Genomic DNA, 18,593 nt, shown 5'->3' with positions numbered 1-18,593 from the left:
ATCTATCAGTCCTTTAATGATTATTGCAACATAAACACACTGCATAACAATGTGTTTCCAGAGTTAAGCTGCCATTCATCTGCCATTCATCAGCCATTAGTCGGCGCTTGCACCACACGAATGACGAATGACAAGATTGGTTGGGATCAACATAGGGGCAACCTCTTGGCCACGAATAAGTTTTAACAAACTCTCGACCAATATTTCTCCTGCCAACTGGGTATTTTGCTTAATGGTTGTTAAAGATGGATTAGCAAAACTGGCCACTGGGATATCATCATAGCCAATAATCGCCACATCATTAGGCACGTCGACACCCCGTTTCTTTAAGGCACGTAATGCGCCAATTGCGATCAGGTCGCTTGCTGCAAATATCGCATCAAATTCAATACCTTTGTCCAGTAGTTTATTAGCGGCATCAAACCCTGAGCTTTCGGTACTAATTGCATCAAACTGCAGTTGTTTATTGGGTTTGATTTGCTGTTCTTTTAACGCTTCACAATGACCTAGATAGCGATCTCTAAATTCAGGGCTATGACTCGAGGAATCGCCTAGAAATGCAATGTGTTTTCTACCCTGTGCCAACATGTGCTGGGTAGCAATAACCCCACCTTGGTGATTATCACAACCAATGGATAATACTGATTTATTATTATGTTCCGCGCCCCAAATAACAAAATGGGTGTTTTGCGCCAACAGCTTTTCAAGCTTATGGGCATAATCCATGTAGTCGCCATAGCCTAATAAAATAATGCCATCGGCTTTGTTGCTGTCTTCATAATCAGCATGCCAATCACTTGAAAGCTGTTGAAATGAAACTAATAAATCATAACCTTGTTGCGCAGTTGCCCGCGTGATTGACCCTAACATAGATAAGAAAAACGGATTAATCATTGAATCATCATTAGTGGGATCTTCACAAATCAACAACGCTAAGGTATGACTATTTTGTGTTCGCAAATTACTGGCATTCTTATCAACTTTGTAATTCATTTCTTTGGCAATCGCTTGAATACGTTGCCGAGTCTCTAAATTAACTAAAGGACTGTTTCTTAACGCGCGTGAAACCGTAGATTGGGAAACGCCTGCGCGATAAGCAATATCAATTGATGTTGCTTTCGATGCCATGTTTATCGCTCTGCCTTATTCATTTTATTTTGCTATTAGACTTTTTAAACAAACTAAAGCCCGAGTTCATCGAGTAAACTATCAGCTTCTGCAACAACAACACCTGCTGATTTAGGATCTTGCTTTGGCTTTACATGAGATGCTTTAACCGCTTTAGCTTCTTTTGGACTATGGGTTTCAAATAAAGAATCTGGATCGAATTCTTCATCCATTTCAAAATCTTCAGAACGCATAAACTCGGTTTTATCCATAGCGAATTCGAGATAGAAAATATGATTGTTTTCTGTGCGAAATGACACGCGCCTTGCAACTGCATTATCTAAATTCGTATCAACAGAAATGGTCAACTCTTTGTTAATAGTTAACATTTTAGGCTGGCTTTGACTAATTGATGTTTGCAGCTCTTTAGATATTTTGCCAATAAAATCACCTAAAATTTGATTCATCAACTCCCCCATCACGTTAGCAACATCATCGGAAGTATGTGAAAAAGCCAGCTCTGTTTCTGGCATGCCCATGTTAATCATGTAGCGGCGATAAATTTCAATTGCTGCATCAGCAGAGAAATTAATCACTACCAAACCAGAAAATCCACCATCGAAAATTGAAAAGCAACCCAGATCTGGTTTTAAACGAGTTCGCGAAATAGATTGCACCATGCCAGCATGGGTAACATGGCTCGCACTCGTACTAGAAAGCACATGAGAAACTGAATGGCAGAGTTTTAACAAAATATCGTCATTGTTAACGGTTTGATATGCATTCATGGGGGACGCCTTATTTTTATAATTACCCTAATCTTGCGGGTAAAATGATAAAAAATCAAAATTAAAACAACTCTTTAGCTTACTAATTTAGTGAAAAACCTTGATAGTTCATTAAGCTTTTGATTTAACATTATTTTTAAATTTCTGCCAGTAAATTTAGTTTTTACTTAATTTGTTTCACACATCACAATTTTGGTATTACAAACACTACAGTTGGTGCTATTTCTTATATCCTAATGCCATCTTGAGTTGACCTAATGAGGACGGCAATGATTGCATCATTACGCCAGTTAACAATATTAAAACGCTTATTTATCATGCTTATTTTAGCCGCTATCGGTACCGTGTGTTTTGGTAGTTTTTCAGTCAAAAAGCAATATGACAATTTGAGTCATGAAAAACATCATCAATTAGAAAGTAACATTAGCCTTTTTCTCGCAACAGCAAATGAACTAGCTGTTAATCAATATAATGATAATCAACTTGTTAACCTACTAGATGGTATCAATCAACACAGTCAAAACCCAATTTATCTATTAGACACTAACAGACAAATATTGTCGAAAACCTCAGATCCACTTTTTACCACAAATTTAAGCAGATTAACCGATACCGGTGGTCAATTAAGTCTTAGCCATTTACTTGATCAAGCTAAAACTCAAACCTTTGCCAACGCCAGTATTGAATTCAATATTAAAGGTCGCTCCCAGACTCGCTTATTAACAGCCGTTTATGATAACCAGCGAAATGTTTACCTGGTATCTAATGCGAATATGGACGACATCAACGCCAACCTGAGTGGGATTATTGTAGATTATTTGATTATTATGCTGATGATTTCAGTGCCCATTTTCATCTTTTTCTTATTGTTGAATAGTTCAATTACAACACCCATCAACACTGTCATCGCGACGATGCAAGACATTGCCGCCGGTGAAGGCGATTTGCGCCAGCGCTTAGATGAAAATGGCAAAGATGAAGTGTCTGAATTAGCAAAAGCATTCAATTTATTCGTTGTGAAAATTGCCAATGTTGTTGGTGAGCTTAATCCTATTGGTAAACAATTAAATATCAATGCCAGTGAATTATTAGCCTCGGTCAGCACTTGCCAGCAAAGCAGCCAAAACGTCAATCAAGAAACCCAAAGCGTGGCCGCGGCGATTCATCAAATGCTGACTACCACCCAAGACATGGCACGTAATACTCAGCAAACGGCAGAAAGCGCAACTGAAGTCACCTCTCAGGCTAAACATGGACAGGCGTTGATGCATTTAACCGTTAGCCAAAGTGAAGCGCTAGGCAATGAATTACGCCATAACGTTGAAGTCAGTGAGTCATTATCAAAATCATCCAATGAAATCAGTTCAATTTTAGACGTCATTAAAGGTATCGCCGATCAAACTAACCTACTGGCACTGAATGCTGCAATTGAAGCCGCCAGAGCTGGCACTCATGGAAGAGGATTTGCGGTGGTTGCCGATGAAGTACGGGCATTAGCCAACAGAACTCAAGATTCAACCAATGAAATCAATCAAATCGTCGCGAAAATTCATCAGGGGATTGAATTGTTGAGGCAAAGTAATAGCCAAACTTTACAGCAATCGGACGACTTACAATCAAAGGCGCGCCAGTCGAGTGAAGCAATGGCAATAATCTTGGCGCTGGTTGGCAACATTAATGATATGACCAACCAATTAGCCAGTGCCACAGAGCAACAAGCAATGGTAACCGAGGAGGTAAATATCAACATTAATTCGATTTCAAATCTTACCGACCAAGTCGTCATTGCCAATGAAACCAATGAGCATGAGGCAAATGAGTTAAAGCACATTAGCCAAAAGATGGACAAGACTCTGAAGCAATTTAAGATTTAGCCATCAAAAAAATGCATCGAATTGCTTGCTTTGATGACTTGGTACATTAAGGTATAGTAATTCGGTTTTAGCCTCAGCCCTTATAAAGAGTCTCATCATGTATCAAAAAACCGTTACCATCACAGCACCACATGGTATTCATACTCGCCCTGCGGCTTTACTTGTAAAAGAAGCAAAAAGTTTTGCTTGTGATGTGATTGTGGAATGTAATGGTAAACAAGCGAGTGCTAAAAGTTTATTTAAGCTACAAACCCTGGGCTTATATCAGGGCGTTGAAGTAACGGTTTTGGCGCAAGGGGAGCAAGCTCAACAGGCGGTTGAAAGGGTTTCTGAACTTCTCATTACCTTAAGCTAAGAGGTTATCATGCAGGTAAATGGCATTGTGGTTTCAACGGGTTTGGCAATTGGGCAAGCACTTAATATTAGCACTCACCCTCAACCACTGGACCTACGTTTACTGCCTGTTGCCAATATCCCATCTGAGAAAAATGCCTTAAAAAAAGCGACTGACCAACTCATTAGCTATCTTCAAGATTGCCAACAACGTGTGTGTCCAAGCTGCGATACCTTTCAATTAATAGATGCAGATATCTTATTCCTTGAAGATGAAGCGCTTTTGGAAGACATCCAACAACACATTGAACAATATCGAGTCAGTGCGACTGTCGCGGTTGAACGCATTTTTAACGAACTAGCTTTGGCAATTGCTGACATAGACGATCCATATCTTGCTAATCGTAGTCAGGACATTTTATTACTCGCCAAACGCTTGATCACCACTTTGCAAGGTAAAAGCCAGCACGACTTATCAACACTGACTAAAAATACCATTTTATTGGCAGATGACCTTACCCCCGCAGACTTTGCTATGTTACCGCTGAAGTTTATTAAAGGCATTGTATTAGAATCTGGCGGCTTAACCAGCCACACTGCAATATTAGCGCGCTCAGCTGGCATTCCAGCATTATTAAATTGCCCCTGGTCCAGCCAAGATGGTCATATTGAAGATGGTTCATCGCTGATCCTCGATGCCATCGAGGGTGTACTCTACATTGAACCGAATGCTGAAGTACAAGCATCGCTCGAGCATAAGCTCGCAGACTACCTCAAGCAGCAGCAAGCATTACTCATATACAAAGATAAACCTAGCCATACCCTAGACGGACATGCATTAACATTACGAGCCAATGTGGGCAATTTAAGCGATATCAGTTCATTAATGTTAGTTGGAAGTGACGGCATAGGTTTATTTAGGACAGAGTTTTTACTGATGAATGCCCAGGCATTACCCAATGAAGACCAACAATACAAACTTTATTGTGATGCGTTACAAGCGTTAAATGGCCAAGTATTTACCATTAGAACATTTGATGTTGGCGCTGATAAAGACATTCCCTGCTTAAACCAACATAGTGAAGAAAACCCCGCCCTTGGCGTAAGAGGTATTCGTTACAGTTTACTGCACCCTGACATGTTTATTGTGCAAACGAAAGCCATTTTAAGAGCGGCTTGTCATGGTGATATTCGCTTGATGTTTCCTATGGTGAGTCAAATTGAAGAGCTGCTTCAAGCGTTTGAGCTAATAGAACAAGCAAAGCAACAACTCGTTGAACAAGGTAAAAAGTTTGGCACTGTTCAATATGGGATTGTGGTGGAAACCCCAGCGGCCGTGTTGTCACTAGAAAGTATGCTACCTTATTTAGATTTTGTCAGTATAGGCAGTAATGACTTAACTCAATACACCCTTGCAGCGGATCGCACTAACCTTAAATTAGCGAATCTATATCCACCTTTATCGCCTGCTGTACTGAAATTGATTGCCATGACGATTGAGAAATGCAATCAGGCAAAGGTTAAAGTCTGTTTATGTGGCGAGCTAGCTAGCAATGCAAACGTCTTACCCCTATTGATGGGCATGGGCTTAAATGAACTTAGCATTAACCCCGCTAGTTTACTGGCGGTGAAAGCACGTATTGTCGAGGGTAACTACAGTGCATTTTATCAGCATGCTCAATCGGTTAAGCAACTAATTTCCAATGCAGCCATTGACGAGGCCATAAAAACGTTTAACTTAAGCAATTAATACTGATTTGGCAGCACGTTATCCAAATCGCACTAATTACACACTGATAATCAAGATGTAAAAATCAATCAAAGTATTTAGTTAAGCTTAGAATGTGTTATAAGTTGGCCAGAGACAACTATAATGAAAACAACAATAACAAGAGGCTTGCTCAAATGGGATTTTTAAGCCGTATTCGTCGACTAATTTCAGGCCAACCAGAACTCACTGGGGGTATTGCTATCTATGCACCGGTTTCCGGACAAATCGTACCCATTGAAAAAGTACCCGATGTGGTATTTGCCGAAAAAATAGTTGGCGATGGTATTGCCATCAATCCAGAAGGTGAATTTATACTCGCCCCTATTGACGGCACCATAGGTAAAATTTTTGAAACTAATCATGCATTTAGTATAGAGTCACCACAAGGATTAGAACTATTTGTTCATTTTGGCGTCGGCACTGTAGAACTTCGTGGTAATGGTTTTAAACGTCTTGCCGAGGAAGGGCAACAAGTTAAAGCCGGGGAGCCAATTTTGTCCTTTGATTTAGCCTTCTTACAGGGGCAAGTGGAAAGCCTGTTAACTCCTGTTGTACTTGCCAATATGGAAGACATTAAAGGGCTAGATAAATCCCCTCAAGGTCATGTCACAGCAGGAAAAGACATTATTTTCACGGTTCAGCTATCATAGACAACTGAGTCAATTAATAGCGTCGATACCAATCGACATGCGTGTTAGAAAAGCAGATATTGATTATCTGCTTTTTCTTTTGTGATATCTAATGGGTGAAATATCTTCAAACACGCGCCTTTATCTTGTTCAAGCTTAATCACAATGCCACAATGTTGTATCACACCCCAAAGCGCAGTAAATCATAAAGGGAGTATTCAGATTGAAGTTATATGGTATTAAAAATTGCGACACGGTTCGAAAAGCACGTAAATGGTTAGAAAAACATAATATTGACCACGAATTTCATGATTTTCGAGAGCAAGCTCTGACCCAGGAAAGTGTTGCTAAATGGTGCCAAATCTTAGGTTGGGAAACCGTATTTAACAAGCGAAGCACTAGCTTTAGAGGCTTGGATGAAGCTCAAAAGACGGATCTAACCGAACAAAAAGCCATAGCTTTAATGCTGGAACACCCTACCCTAATCAAACGTCCTGTCCTAGAAAGCCAGTCAAACGTGATGGTAGGTTTTAAAGATGCTGACTATCAAGCGTGGTTCAAAAAATGAGTAATGTTATTGATTTAGCAAAAGATTTAATCTCACGCGCCTCGGTAACGCCGCTCGATGAAGGTTGCCAACCTTTAATGGCTGATCACTTGAGTAAAATTGGGTTTAATATCGAGTCTATGGTATTTCACGATACCACTAACTTGTGGGCTCGCCGCGGTACTGAAGCCCCGGTTTTTTGTTTTGCAGGCCATACCGACGTTGTACCTACGGGTGATTTAAGTCGTTGGCATACACCGCCTTTTGACCCAACAATTATTGATGGCTATTTGCATGGCCGCGGTGCAGCCGATATGAAAGGCTCTTTGGCGGCAATGATAGTTGCAACCGAACGCTTTGTGGCAAAACATCCCAATCATAAAGGCTCGATAGCCTATTTGATCACCAGCGATGAAGAAGGCCCATTCATTAATGGCACGCCGAAAGTGATTGAAACTCTTGAAGCCCGGAATGAAAAAATCACTTGGGCATTAGTTGGCGAACCTTCATCAACCCATAAACTGGGTGATGTTGTAAAAAATGGTCGTAGAGGCAGCTTAACTGGCAACCTAACAGTGAAAGGAATTCAAGGCCACGTTGCCTACCCTCACTTAGCCGACAACCCTATTCATAAGGCTTCACCTGCATTAGCTGAATTGGCACAAATGCACTGGGATAACGGCAATGAATTTTTCCCGCCAACCAGTTTTCAAATTGCGAATATTAACGGTGGCACTGGTGCATCTAATGTGATCCCTGGCGATCTCAAAGTGATGTTTAATTTCAGATACTCCACCGAAGTGACAGCTGAAGAATTGATCCAGCGCGTACTCAGCTTATTAGACGCCCATGGCTTAGATTATGATATTGATTGGGTATTCAATGGCCTGCCATTTTTAACTGGCGATGGACCATTACTAGAAGCAACTAAGCAAAGTATTCGTGAAGTCACTGGTTATGATACCGATCCACAAACCTCAGGTGGCACCTCTGATGGACGCTTTATTGCCCCTACAGGTGCTCAGGTGATTGAATTAGGGCCTGTTAATGCGACCATCCACAAAATCAATGAGTGTGTCAGCACCGCAGATCTTGAATTACTGACACTCTGTTATGAGCGAATTTTGGAAAAACTTTTGTGCGACTAGGTACAAATAGCGACACCACGCCATCAACAATCATGCATCCAAATTTATATGGTTTGGATGCCTCTGCATTGATAGAGTTTGAATCTTTGCTATTGCAAAAGGATGCCGCTAGGGCATTTTCTGCCATGCGAACGTCAGCAAAAAATGCTGGCATTGAGATTGCCATCTGCTCTGCTTATCGTAGTTTTGATAAGCAATTATCTATTTGGAATGCCAAAGCATCAGGCAAACGTCAATTGCTCGATTTACAGCATCAACCAATTGATTTTAGCTCTTTATCATCTGAAGAAACTATCGACGCCATTTTACTTTGGTCTGCACTTCCAGGCGCATCTCGACATCATTGGGGCACAGATATCGATGTATATGACCCGAGTAATATCAACCGCGATAATTTACAATTAGTCGCAAAAGAATATCAAGCTGGTGGCCCCTGTCATGACTTATACCTGTGGTTACAGCAAAACGCAGCACAATTTGGTTTTTACTTTCCTTTTCAACATGGCAAAAGTGGTGTCAGCCCGGAGGAATGGCATTTAAGTTACTTTCCTATATCTAGGGGTTACACGAGCCTTTTTTCAGGGAGTGACTTAGCAAAAGTGCTGGATAACGCTGATTTTGAACTAAAGCTGTCTACGTTATCTCAACTTGATAAGCTGGTTAGCCATTACGTTAAATTTGTCGCTCCCCCCCCGTTTAACGACTAACGTTACAGGGGTTATTTTGTTTAAAAGTACTGCATTTTAAACAAGGCATGACAAATAGATGAAACGATAGCCAAATTAGAATACAAGCGTCTGCTGACGTCCATCGCCCTAGTTTTTGACTATATTTTTACTGGCGGCGAACAATTATCAAAGCCATCTTGATCAATTATTGAGTCTCACTATGTTATCGAATTCAAAACAAGCTTTAATCGAACAACAACCACTGCATTACACCGATCACGGTCAAGGTGATGTGGTTGTACTCCTGCATGGATTATTTGCTGACAGGCAGATTTGGCAGGCACAAGTGACACATTTAAGCCAGCATTATCGCTGTATTGCCATAGACTTGTGGGGGCATGGCGACAGTAAATTCATTCCAGCTAAAACAAGAAATTTAGTCGATGTGGCTAGCCATATAGCACAATTTTTAGCTGATATTGAGATAGCAGAATATCACATTATTGGACACGGCTGTGGCGCTGCTATTGCAGCGGAAATGGTGTTACTGCAACCATCGAAAGTGAAATCATTGGTCATGCTAAATGCATTTATCGGCTTTGAACCAGAAGTTAATTGCGTCAAGTATCAGCAATGGTTAGACGTAATGAACCAAACAAAAATCATCACAGAAGAGCTGGCCAACACTATCAGTACTTTGATGTTTGCTAAGGGAAAACCAGATCACAATCTGGTAAATCAATTCAGCCAACAATTAATCAAAATCGACAGTCAGCAAGTTCCTGTGTTAAGCCGTTTTGCTCATATGGCTATTTATAAACGCGACACCATGGAATTGGTTGAGCAATTCACTTTACCGACACTGGTTATCATCGGGGTGGAAAATCAACTTAGGACAGTATTAGAAAGTTACTTAATGAGTGATGATATTGATGGTGCCAGTTTACATCACCTTGCAGGTGCTGGGCATTTAGCCATGGTTGAACAACCCGCACAAATCAATACTCTATTGGAAAACTTTTATCAGCAGCAATAAGCAGCGACTTAAACTAGTGCCTTATTCGTAATGTGCATACGAATAAGGTTTTCCTACCTATTTAGATGAGTATTATCCTCACAGGGACAGCTTGGCGAAACAATAAAGCGCGATGTCGTTTAACCGTAAAACCAGTAACACACCGCAATGGCGGCAGTTATACCACCTAAGTCAGCTGCTAATCCGCATCCCAACGCATGGCGTCCATTTCGAATTCCTACAGAGCCAAAATAAACCGCCAAGACATAAAAAGTTGTTTCAGTACTGCCCTGAAAAATTGCCGCTAATCTACCCGCAAACGAGTCAACACCATGATGCTCCATGGTTTCTAACATCATGGCTCTAGCACCTGATCCGCTAAAAGGTTTCATTATCGCTGTTGGCATTGCATCAATAAAACGCGTGTCATACCCCATCCAAGATACAACCCCAGCTAACCCTTGTAGTACATAATCAAGCGCGCCAGAGGCTCTGAGTAAACCAATGGCTAACAACATGGCTAATAGGTAAGGTATAAGTTTAATTGCCTGTTCAAATCCGCCTTTGGCGCCTTCAATAAACTCATCATAAATAGCCACTTTTTTTATGCCGGCCACAATGACAAAACAAAGGACTAGTAATAATAAAATACCATTACCTAACACGCTAGACACCTCGCCAATCGCTTCGGCGCTCAAGCTGAGCAAATAAAACATCGAGGCCATTAATAATGACAAAAGCAATGCGCCGTACCCAAGAATCACACTATTGAGTAAAGAAATACGTTGAACAATCGCCACGACAGTTAAACCAACCAATGTCGATGCACAGGTCGCAAGTAAGATGGGCAGGAATATTTCAGCTGGAGATGCCGAACCCTGCTGAGCGCGATATAAAAACACTGTCACAGGTACCAGTGTCACTGAAGAAGTATTGAGTACCAAAAACAGGATTTGTGCGTTAGTGGCAACGGTTTTGTCGGTATTTAAGCTTTGCAAGTCTTGCATCGCTTTTAACCCCAGTGGCGTTGCAGCATTATCTAACCCCAACATATTGGCGGTTAAATTCATACTGATACTGCCATATGCAGCATGGCCGCGGGGAACTTCTGGCATCAGTCGAGATAATAAAGGTTCGAAAAGTTTGGCAAATAACCCAACAACACCAGCTTTCTCGCCAACTTGCATTAATCCCATCCATAACGCTAAAACGCCAATTAAGCCTAGCGAGATTTCAGCCGCCAATTTTGCGCTGGCAAAAAGTGCGCTAACAGAATCGTTCAAGACTGTTATATTACCTGAGATCAACTGCAATAAGATGGCAATCGCCGCAGTGATAAAAAAGCCTAACCAAACTCGATTCAGCACACCCTGTCCTTTTTAATAATGGTTATGGGTTTGTCATCCCAATGCAACCTTGCGGCCACATTCCATGATATGATCCTGTTAATTATGCCACGAGAGTGAACAATGTCTGCATTATGGTTCAATTAAATCCAAATTTTATCAAACACATCACTAAAGAATTACCTGAACATCTTTGCCTAGATGAATTTATCGCCATTTGCGATAAACCACTGCGAAAATCTATACGGGTTAATACCTTAAAAATCAGCAGCGCTGACTTTATACAAATAATGCAGCCTAAAGGTTGGCAATTTGAACCTATCCCTTGGTGTAAGGATGGGTTTTGGATAAACCATGATGAACAACTACAGCCGGGTAATCTCATTGAACACATTCAGGGGCTATTTTACATTCAAGAAGCCAGCTCAATGTTACCACCTACTGCATTATTTGATGACATATCACAAACTGACATGATTTTAGATGTGGCTTCAGCTCCTGGTTCAAAAACCACCCAAATAGCGGCTTTAATGCAAAACCAAGGCTTATTAGTTGCCAATGAATATTCAGCAAGTCGAGTGAAGGTCTTGCATGCTAATGTGCTGCGCATGGGCGCCAGTAATGTAGCCCTGACCCACTTCGATGGCCGGGTATTTGGCGAATATTTATATGAAACCTTTGATGCCATTTTATTAGACGCCCCCTGCGGCGGTGAAGGCACAGTCAGAAAAGATCCTCATGCGCTAAAAAATTGGGATATTAGTGATGTGATGGCTATAGCTGATACCCAAAAGGATTTAATTGAATCGGCTTTTTTAGCATTAAAAACCGGTGGAACCTTAGTGTATTCAACCTGTACATTAAGTCAGTTAGAGAATCAGCAAATTTGTTATCACTTACAGCAAACCTATCCTGATGCGGTAGAGTTTTTGCCATTAAACGATTTATTCCCTAATGCACAAGTGGCTTGTACCCCTGAAGGTTTTTTACATGTCTGGCCACAAATATATGATAGTGAAGGTTTCTTTGTCGCTAAAATCAAAAAAACAGCCACTGTAGAGCGTATTAAAAAACAACCTAAATTACAGAAGAACTTTCCTTTTATACCTGCTACAGAAAAGCAACAGATGGCACTCACACAATACTTAACAGACAGTTTTAGTATTACACTGCCAATGGACACTTGTGTAATGCAACGTGATGATGAATTTTGGCTGTTTCCGAATAATTTCACTTCACTAATTGGCAAAATGCGTTTTCAGCGTATCGGTCTAAAACTGGCAGATGCAATGAAAAAAGGTTTTAAAGTCAAACACGAAGCTGTACAGGCTTTACTTGGTTCAACTGAAACAAACCCGCATTGTATTGAACTGTCAGCCCAGCAAGCACAACAATTTTTAATGGGACGTGACATTGAAACCACAAGTTTTAGTGTTGAAAATCAGCAATGGTTATCACAACATCCCCAGGGCGAAATGTTAGTCAGCCATCATCAAAGTGTTTTAGGTGTAGTAAAGCATTTAGGCCATAGACTAAAAAACAACCTTCCACGGGAATTGGTTAGAGATAATGTCACCATCATTGAATAATATAGCTTGAATGGATTTTCAATTAACTGATTTATCAGGGCCAGTTAGCCAATGAAATTTTTAACCAGAGTCGAGGTTAATTATCTAATAAATCGAGAGTTTGTCGCCGTAATGTTAATTGACTAAGAATATGTACAAAAATAACACTAATTTATTAGGCAAAGCTAAAAAACACTGTCTATAATTTGTACATATGTCCCTCCACTCTAGCGCACGGCTCTGCAAAGAGCCATTCCCCTAGGCTCAAAACAACTGGATCGTTTTGAGTCTTTTTTTTGGCTAAAAATTTAACAAATATGGTTGAAGTTAATCAAGCTATCGTACCGGTGAACTGTATTTACAATCGATTGATTACATACTGGCGTAGGTAATTATCGACCCACTAATTTGGCGGCATCTTTAAACAAGGCAAAGAAATTTTCGGATGTGTAATCAGCTAAATCCTGATATTTTTCACCGCGTAACTCAGCAACAAACTCTGCCACGTCTTTAACATAAGCGGGTTGGTTTTCTTGTCCTCGATGAGGAACAGGCGCAAGATAGGGTGAATCGGTTTCAACTAACAACCTGTCTTTAGGTACTTTACGAATTACGCTGCGTAAATCACCCGCATTTTTAAAGGTCACTATGCCTGACACTGAGATATAAAAACCGAGATCGATAGCCGCTTTTGCCATCTCCCATGTTTCTGTAAAGCAATGTAGCACTCCCGCCACTTTATCGGCTTGGCCATTTTTTAACATGGCAATCGTATCTTCTCTAGCATCACGGGTATGGACAATTAACGGTTTGTTCACTTCAACCGCTAGTGCAATCTGTTGCTCAAAGCATTGCTGCTGCAATTGCTTAGTTTCATCAGCATAAAAATAATCTAGACCAGTTTCACCAATGGCGACCACTTTAGGATCGGTTGCAAAGCGTCTGATTTGTGCAACATCTAAACCTTCTTTAACATCTAACGGATGAACACCGGATGATAAAAAGACATTATCAAACTGCGCAACTTTATCACGCATTAGCTCAAAACCTTGCTGGCGCACGTTGACACATAATAAATAATCGACTCCTTGAGCCTTAGCATTATTCATGATGATTTGCATTGCAGCATGATCTGGCGCCGCTTTTAAACGGTCAAGGTGACAGTGAGAGTCAATTAGCATAGTTAAAGAGATGATTTAAATAAATGGGATGCAGAGGATACCGAGCTACATGGTGCAGGTCAAATCACCTGATGATAATTCTTGGGCTAATAGCTTTTCGATATGATGTTTATGGCTTTCAGGATCGGTTTTAATTTTAATCCCAATACCTGCAGGGCGTCCACCGGATGCACCTATCGGATTGATCCACACAACCGAACCTTTAAATTCATTGACTTGACTTGTATTAGGTAAACGGTAGGCAATGGTGAGCTCTTGGCCTAAAAAATGACTTTCTGTGGTTGCCACAAATAAACCCGCCGGCTTAATAAACGGCATATAGGCACGATATAGCTGATGCAATGTATCGTAGTTAACCACCAAGTCGACCATAGTATCTTTTACTTCTCTAGTTATGAGTAATTCTGAAGCTGACTAAACTCAACAAGTATAATCGTTAAGTGAGTGCAAGCACATGCCTGAATTGTAATACATAATTTTGGCACAAGGCTTGAGTGTTTACATTAGCCATTGTAGTCAATTTATGACTCATGTGCATCACATCACCTGCTAATTCAATCACTCTTGACTGAATAAGAGGATTTAACTTATTACTTTTTAACACATATTGCCTCAAGTACAAATATAAAACCTTCAAGGCATCAATAATTTGTTGTTCTGATAATTTTAATAAACTGTTTTGCAGATGCCCCGACTGTAAACTTGCCGACCAATCCTGACGATAATCAAGTAACTGTTGATAGTGTTTAGATGCCAAACTCTGTGCTAATTTGATTGGTCCACCTACGACACCTAAACACCAGGTTACGTCATGGCGATTCCCCTGAGCATCAGCCTTGGGTAATAAGTTTTGCTGTGCCAGCCAGTCAATAATCTCGTTTCGAGTTGGTGTTATAAAGGCTATTTTTTGGCAACGGCTGGTGATTGTGGGTAATAGATTTGCCGGTGTATCTGTTTGTAATAGCAGTAATGTATTACTACCAGGCTCTTCTAAGGTTTTTAGCAACGCGTTTGCAGCAGCTATGTTCATCCGCTCGCTGTGTTCAATAACCGCAACCCGAGCGCCTGATTGCTGCGCTGTGTGGATCAAAGATTGGCAAAGCTCTCGGATTTGATCAACTTTAATTTGACTGCCATCACTGCGGATCCAATGTAAATCGGGATGGTTACCCGCTTTAAACAATAAACAAGCCTTACATTGACCGCAGGCACCGACAGGGGTTCTGTCTCCACACAATGCCATTTGTGCCATATCTGCAGCCAGTTGAATACCGCCTAATGCCACATCCACTGGAATTAACTGTGCATGACTATGTTCATTTCGGTAACAAAGTCGAGCAAACCGCTCAAATGGGGTCAATAGCCATGGTAATTGTGTCAGAGTGTAATCGGTCATTATCTTCCCAGAGGATAGCTAGGGCCTGTATACCTTTCAATAATACTTTTACAGCGAATGAGTGGCCATTTATACAAGACAGAGACTCTTCGATGCAGCTATGCTGCTGATGAGAGTCTTTTGGTTAATTGTGCACGGATATCTTGATGCACTTTTTCCATCGTTTGACTGGCATCAATCACAATGATCGAACTGTCTTGCGCGGCAAACTGGAGGAATGTTTCACGAGCACGTTCAAAAAACGCAATATGCTGCTTCTCAATTCTGTCCAGTGCACCACGCTGCGATGCGCGTTGCAAGCCTAAACTAGGTTCAATATCCAAATACAGTGTTAAGTCAGGTTTAAAGCCATGCAAACTGGCATCGCTAATGGCTTTAACTAAAGGCATCAGTCCTCTACCACCACCCTGATACGCAAGCGATGATAAATTATGACGATCCCCGAGTACCCATTGTCCTTTCGCTAATGCAGGTTTAATCACATTAGCAATTAATTGAGTACGCGCCGCATAAAATAGTAAGCATTCCGCTTCATCACATAAGGGATCATTGGGTTCAGCGATTTTAACTAAATCCCTGATTTTCTCTGCCAATGGCGTACCACCAGGTTCTCGAGTGCAAACAGGCTCATGGCCGACTGCTGCGGTAATGATACTATGGACTAAGTCGATAGCACTGGACTTACCCGCGCCCTCTAATCCTTCAATAACAATAAACTGTCCTGTTTGACTCATTTTCTGTTTCTCTGGTATTCATTAACTGCACGGTTATGCTCTTTATAAGTCGATGAAAAAATATGACTACCATCATTTTTTGACACAAAATATAAATAATTCACTTTAGCCGGATTTGCGGCTGCAAATAAAGACGCTTTGCTTGGGGCTGCAATAGGTGTCGGTGGTAACCCATCGATTCTATAAGTATTAAAGGCTGTTTTTTCTAATATATCTTTTTTAGTAATGTTGCCTTTATACCGGTCGCCCATTCCATAAATAATGGTTGGGTCAGTTTGTAAACGCATGCCTTTTTTTAATCGATTATTAAATACCGCGCTTACCCAGTTGCGCTCAGATTCCTGTGCGGTTTCTTTTTCAATAATTGAGGCAATAATCAATAACTCATAAGGAGAGTTTAATTTAAGATCAGGATCGCGTTGCTCCCAAGCTTGAGCTAAATGGGTTTGCATCATCTGATAACTGCGTTGCAGCATAGAAAATAAATCATCGTCAACGCGGTAATGGAAGGTTTCGGGGAAAAACTTGCCCTCAGGTAATCCTGAAGTATCGCCATTAGCCGCTAATACACGATTAAAAACATCATCTTCAAACGGCATATGCTCAAGGTTTTTCAATACTGGCAGCCATTCTTTAATGGTTTTACCTTCAATTAATGTTACCGAAAAAGCCACTTCCTGACCAAGTCTAACGCGATTCAAAAAATCAACCAGCTTGTCACCAGGCATCATTTGATACAAACCGGTTTTAATTTGCCCAAATTGAGGCTCAAGCTTAACGAGAAATCGTGTTTTCCAGCTGTCGGTAACAATCCCTTTTTCCTCTAGCTCTTGAGTGAGTTTGACTAAAGAAGTACCTGCACTAACCGTAATTTGTGTTGCTTCTGTGATGGCTAAAGGCTGTTTTTTGTATTCTAAAATATCTTTTGCATACCAATATCCCGCCAAACAAATAATGGTAAAAAATGGGATCAAGCTGGCTAATAGTCGCGTTTTTATTGTATTCATAGACATCTAAGTTAGGTGAATGATTATTATTGTTTATTTTTTCTAAGCGCTTTAGCTTAATGTCGTTTGCAACTTTTGTGCAACTGCAATTGTGTTAGCCCAAGGTTGATAGCTGTTTTTATCGACTTTTATAACATTGATAATGCCAAACAGACTATTAGTGAGCATGATTGAGTCGGCATCAACAATATCATTTAGACTTAAAGGCTGAATACGCACATCGACGCCATTACTCAACAAAGCCTCAATAACCGCTTCACGCATTACCCCACTGACACCGGCTTGATTTATCGCTGGAGTGAATACCTGTTCTGCTTTCACAATAAATATATTGGCCATTGAAGCTTCAATAACATTGTCTTGGGTATCGTAAACCAACCAGTCATTAAAGCCATCCGGAAGTTGCTGTGATTTTATCAACACCTGTTCTAAACGATTTAAATGCTTTATCCCTGCCAATAAGGGCTGTTGAGCTAATTTTATTTTTGAGGTCGCTAAAGCAACACCCTGCTTTTGCCAGGTTTGATAATGGATAGGGATTTCATGTACTGAGGTAATTTCTGTGATATTGGCTTGTTCCGGAGCCTGATAACCCCGTCCGCCGACGCCGCGGGTGAGTAATAACTTAATACAAGAGTTTGGGTACTGTTGTGCTAAATCTGATAAATGAGAAATTAAGGTCTCGGAAGGCCCCCAATTGATATGTAATCTCTCACAGCCTTGTGCCAATCTTGCTAAGTGTAACTTCAACAACATAATGCCAGATTGTGGGGCTGATTTTGGATAGGTACGCATGGTTGCAAATACGCCATCACCATAGGCTAAACCACGATCAAACGGGCTGACGTTTATTGTCGTTTGCTGATTAACCCATACTTGCGTCATTTTTCGTCCTGACTAATACGACTGGCGACAGCATCTTGCTGATCTTTGTATTTAGCAGTTTTTCTTTGATTATAAGGTCGAGCAACTGGACCACTTAGGCGCTCAAAGTTTAACGCACCAATTGTCATACCAGGGCGTAATGCAAGTGGCAGTTTCCCGCTGTTAAAAAACTCTAAAACAATTTTACCTTGCCAACCGGGATCTATTCGGTGTGCTGTTACATGCACCATTAAGCCTAAACGTGCTAATGATGAACGTCCATCCAACCAGCCAACGATATTCGCTGGCAAAGTAACAGTTTCAAGGGTAACCGCAAGCGCCAATTCCCCTGGATGCAGGAAGAAAGCATCCCCTTCGGCAATGGTAATTTTATCGCCCATGACGCGATCTAAGGCCGCTTGCATTTCTACGCTAGGGCCACTTAAATCAATAAAGGGGGCGGTATGATCTTGAAAAACTCGGAATTGATCACCAAGGCGAACATCAACACTGACACCAGATATAGCATCTACAGGTGGTCTAGGAGAAATAACTATCAGCCCTTCATCTAAACTTTGTTCGATTTCGATATCAGTTAGACGCATTGATGTAGCCTC

19 protein-coding genes are annotated in these 18,593 nt (G+C 40.9%); 9 read left to right on the top strand and 10 right to left on the bottom strand.

The window, feature by feature from the left end; all coding sequences use genetic code 11:
• Positions 1 to 96 precede the first annotated feature (96 nt).
• Both IEY03_RS01675 and IEY03_RS01670 read right to left on the bottom strand, forming a co-directional pair.
• On the bottom strand, positions 97 to 1,128 hold the full coding sequence (locus IEY03_RS01675; protein WP_188839599.1) for a LacI family DNA-binding transcriptional regulator: 1,032 nt from the start codon (positions 1,126 to 1,128) through the stop codon (positions 97 to 99).
• Positions 1,129 to 1,181: 53 nt separating this feature from the next.
• The gene (locus IEY03_RS01670; RefSeq protein ID WP_188839598.1) at positions 1,182 to 1,895 is read right to left on the bottom strand and encodes a DUF3334 family protein; all 714 of its coding nucleotides are present in this window, start codon (positions 1,893 to 1,895) and stop codon (positions 1,182 to 1,184) included.
• A 269-nt stretch (positions 1,896 to 2,164) separates the two neighbouring features.
• Between IEY03_RS01670 and IEY03_RS01665 the strand changes: the two genes are divergently transcribed.
• The 8 genes from IEY03_RS01665 to IEY03_RS01630 all read left to right on the top strand — a co-directional run bounded on the left by IEY03_RS01665 (position 2,165) and on the right by IEY03_RS01630 (position 9,901).
• Complete coding sequence (locus tag IEY03_RS01665; protein WP_188839597.1) at positions 2,165 to 3,769, top strand: methyl-accepting chemotaxis protein; 1,605 nt, start codon at positions 2,165 to 2,167, stop codon at positions 3,767 to 3,769.
• Positions 3,770 to 3,866: 97 nt separating this feature from the next.
• Positions 3,867 to 4,124, top strand: a complete 258-nt coding sequence (locus IEY03_RS01660) for an HPr family phosphocarrier protein (RefSeq protein WP_188839596.1) — start codon at positions 3,867 to 3,869, stop codon at positions 4,122 to 4,124.
• Positions 4,125 to 4,133: 9 nt separating this feature from the next.
• Entirely contained in the window at positions 4,134 to 5,852 is a 1,719-nt protein-coding gene (gene ptsP, locus IEY03_RS01655; RefSeq protein ID WP_188839595.1) for a phosphoenolpyruvate--protein phosphotransferase, read from the top strand.
• Positions 5,853 to 6,007: 155 nt separating this feature from the next.
• Positions 6,008 to 6,523: a PTS glucose transporter subunit IIA gene (gene crr / locus IEY03_RS01650; protein WP_188839594.1), complete on the top strand. Its 516-nt coding sequence runs from the start codon at positions 6,008 to 6,010 to the stop codon at positions 6,521 to 6,523.
• A gap of 202 nt (positions 6,524 to 6,725) precedes the next feature.
• Positions 6,726 to 7,070: an ArsC family reductase gene (locus tag IEY03_RS01645; RefSeq protein ID WP_188839593.1), complete on the top strand. Its 345-nt coding sequence runs from the start codon at positions 6,726 to 6,728 to the stop codon at positions 7,068 to 7,070.
• On the top strand, positions 7,067 to 8,197 hold the full coding sequence (gene dapE / locus IEY03_RS01640; RefSeq protein WP_188839592.1) for a succinyl-diaminopimelate desuccinylase: 1,131 nt from the start codon (positions 7,067 to 7,069) through the stop codon (positions 8,195 to 8,197). The genes IEY03_RS01645 and dapE overlap by 4 nt, the downstream gene beginning before the upstream one ends.
• A gap of 32 nt (positions 8,198 to 8,229) precedes the next feature.
• Positions 8,230 to 8,904: a M15 family metallopeptidase gene (locus IEY03_RS01635; protein WP_188840019.1), complete on the top strand. Its 675-nt coding sequence runs from the start codon at positions 8,230 to 8,232 to the stop codon at positions 8,902 to 8,904.
• 181 nt (positions 8,905 to 9,085) lie between these two features.
• On the top strand, positions 9,086 to 9,901 hold the full coding sequence (locus IEY03_RS01630; RefSeq protein WP_188839591.1) for an alpha/beta fold hydrolase: 816 nt from the start codon (positions 9,086 to 9,088) through the stop codon (positions 9,899 to 9,901).
• A 119-nt stretch (positions 9,902 to 10,020) separates the two neighbouring features.
• Here the strand turns inward: IEY03_RS01630 and IEY03_RS01625 are convergent, their stop codons facing one another.
• Entirely contained in the window at positions 10,021 to 11,247 is a 1,227-nt protein-coding gene (locus IEY03_RS01625; protein ID WP_188839590.1) for a spore maturation protein, read from the bottom strand.
• Positions 11,248 to 11,360: 113 nt separating this feature from the next.
• Here IEY03_RS01625 and rsmF point away from each other — a divergent pair, with 113 nt between their 5' ends.
• Positions 11,361 to 12,815, top strand: a complete 1,455-nt coding sequence (gene rsmF, locus IEY03_RS01620; RefSeq protein WP_188839589.1) for a 16S rRNA (cytosine(1407)-C(5))-methyltransferase RsmF — start codon at positions 11,361 to 11,363, stop codon at positions 12,813 to 12,815.
• A gap of 371 nt (positions 12,816 to 13,186) precedes the next feature.
• Here rsmF and IEY03_RS01615 read toward each other — a convergent pair whose 3' ends face one another.
• The 7 genes from IEY03_RS01615 to dcd form a co-directional block, all read right to left on the bottom strand.
• Complete coding sequence (locus tag IEY03_RS01615; protein WP_188839588.1) at positions 13,187 to 13,975, bottom strand: TatD family hydrolase; 789 nt, start codon at positions 13,973 to 13,975, stop codon at positions 13,187 to 13,189.
• A 45-nt stretch (positions 13,976 to 14,020) separates the two neighbouring features.
• Positions 14,021 to 14,347, bottom strand: coding sequence for a PilZ domain-containing protein (locus IEY03_RS01610; RefSeq protein WP_188839587.1), 327 nt, complete (start codon positions 14,345 to 14,347; stop codon positions 14,021 to 14,023).
• Between the two features lie 64 nt (positions 14,348 to 14,411).
• A complete protein-coding gene (holB, locus tag IEY03_RS01605) occupies positions 14,412 to 15,371 on the bottom strand; it encodes a DNA polymerase III subunit delta' (protein WP_188839586.1) in 960 nt (319 codons plus the stop codon).
• Between the two features lie 98 nt (positions 15,372 to 15,469).
• A complete protein-coding gene (gene tmk / locus IEY03_RS01600; protein WP_188839585.1) occupies positions 15,470 to 16,105 on the bottom strand; it encodes a dTMP kinase in 636 nt (211 codons plus the stop codon).
• Positions 16,102 to 17,112, bottom strand: a complete 1,011-nt coding sequence (gene mltG, locus IEY03_RS01595) for an endolytic transglycosylase MltG (protein ID WP_188839584.1) — start codon at positions 17,110 to 17,112, stop codon at positions 16,102 to 16,104. Before mltG ends, tmk begins: the two co-directional genes overlap by 4 nt.
• 51 nt (positions 17,113 to 17,163) lie before the next feature.
• Entirely contained in the window at positions 17,164 to 17,997 is an 834-nt protein-coding gene (gene pabC / locus IEY03_RS01590) for an aminodeoxychorismate lyase (protein WP_188839583.1), read from the bottom strand.
• Positions 17,994 to 18,581 (bottom strand): dCTP deaminase, encoded by a 588-nt coding sequence (gene dcd, locus IEY03_RS01585; RefSeq protein WP_188839582.1) that lies wholly within the window; start codon positions 18,579 to 18,581, stop codon positions 17,994 to 17,996. Before dcd ends, pabC begins: the two co-directional genes overlap by 4 nt.
• Positions 18,582 to 18,593: the final 12 nt, after the last annotated feature.

Origin of the sequence: Shewanella aestuarii, from assembly GCF_014647215.1 — a bacterium.
Taxonomy (GTDB): domain Bacteria; phylum Pseudomonadota; class Gammaproteobacteria; order Enterobacterales; family Shewanellaceae; genus Shewanella; species Shewanella aestuarii.
This window is presented reverse-complemented; position numbering and strand designations above follow the sequence as displayed.

Coding starts and splice junctions, on each gene's coding strand:
- IEY03_RS01675 (WP_188839599.1), bottom strand. CDS start 1,128: ATGGCATCGAAAGCAACATCAATTGATATTGCTTATCGCGCAGGCGTT.
- IEY03_RS01660 (WP_188839596.1), top strand. CDS start 3,867: ATGTATCAAAAAACCGTTACCATCACAGCACCACATGGTATTCATACT.
- IEY03_RS01665 (WP_188839597.1), top strand. CDS start 2,165: ATGATTGCATCATTACGCCAGTTAACAATATTAAAACGCTTATTTATC.
- rsmF (WP_188839589.1), top strand. CDS start 11,361: ATGGTTCAATTAAATCCAAATTTTATCAAACACATCACTAAAGAATTA.
- dapE (WP_188839592.1), top strand. CDS start 7,067: ATGAGTAATGTTATTGATTTAGCAAAAGATTTAATCTCACGCGCCTCG.
- tmk (WP_188839585.1), bottom strand. CDS start 16,105: ATGAGTCAAACAGGACAGTTTATTGTTATTGAAGGATTAGAGGGCGCG.
- IEY03_RS01635 (WP_188840019.1), top strand. CDS start 8,230: ATGCATCCAAATTTATATGGTTTGGATGCCTCTGCATTGATAGAGTTT.
- holB (WP_188839586.1), bottom strand. CDS start 15,371: ATGACCGATTACACTCTGACACAATTACCATGGCTATTGACCCCATTT.
- pabC (WP_188839583.1), bottom strand. CDS start 17,997: ATGACGCAAGTATGGGTTAATCAGCAAACGACAATAAACGTCAGCCCG.
- dcd (WP_188839582.1), bottom strand. CDS start 18,581: ATGCGTCTAACTGATATCGAAATCGAACAAAGTTTAGATGAAGGGCTG.
- IEY03_RS01670 (WP_188839598.1), bottom strand. CDS start 1,895: ATGAATGCATATCAAACCGTTAACAATGACGATATTTTGTTAAAACTC.
- mltG (WP_188839584.1), bottom strand. CDS start 17,112: ATGAATACAATAAAAACGCGACTATTAGCCAGCTTGATCCCATTTTTT.
- IEY03_RS01610 (WP_188839587.1), bottom strand. CDS start 14,347: ATGGTCGACTTGGTGGTTAACTACGATACATTGCATCAGCTATATCGT.
- IEY03_RS01630 (WP_188839591.1), top strand. CDS start 9,086: ATGTTATCGAATTCAAAACAAGCTTTAATCGAACAACAACCACTGCAT.
- ptsP (WP_188839595.1), top strand. CDS start 4,134: ATGCAGGTAAATGGCATTGTGGTTTCAACGGGTTTGGCAATTGGGCAA.
- crr (WP_188839594.1), top strand. CDS start 6,008: ATGGGATTTTTAAGCCGTATTCGTCGACTAATTTCAGGCCAACCAGAA.
- IEY03_RS01615 (WP_188839588.1), bottom strand. CDS start 13,975: ATGCTAATTGACTCTCACTGTCACCTTGACCGTTTAAAAGCGGCGCCA.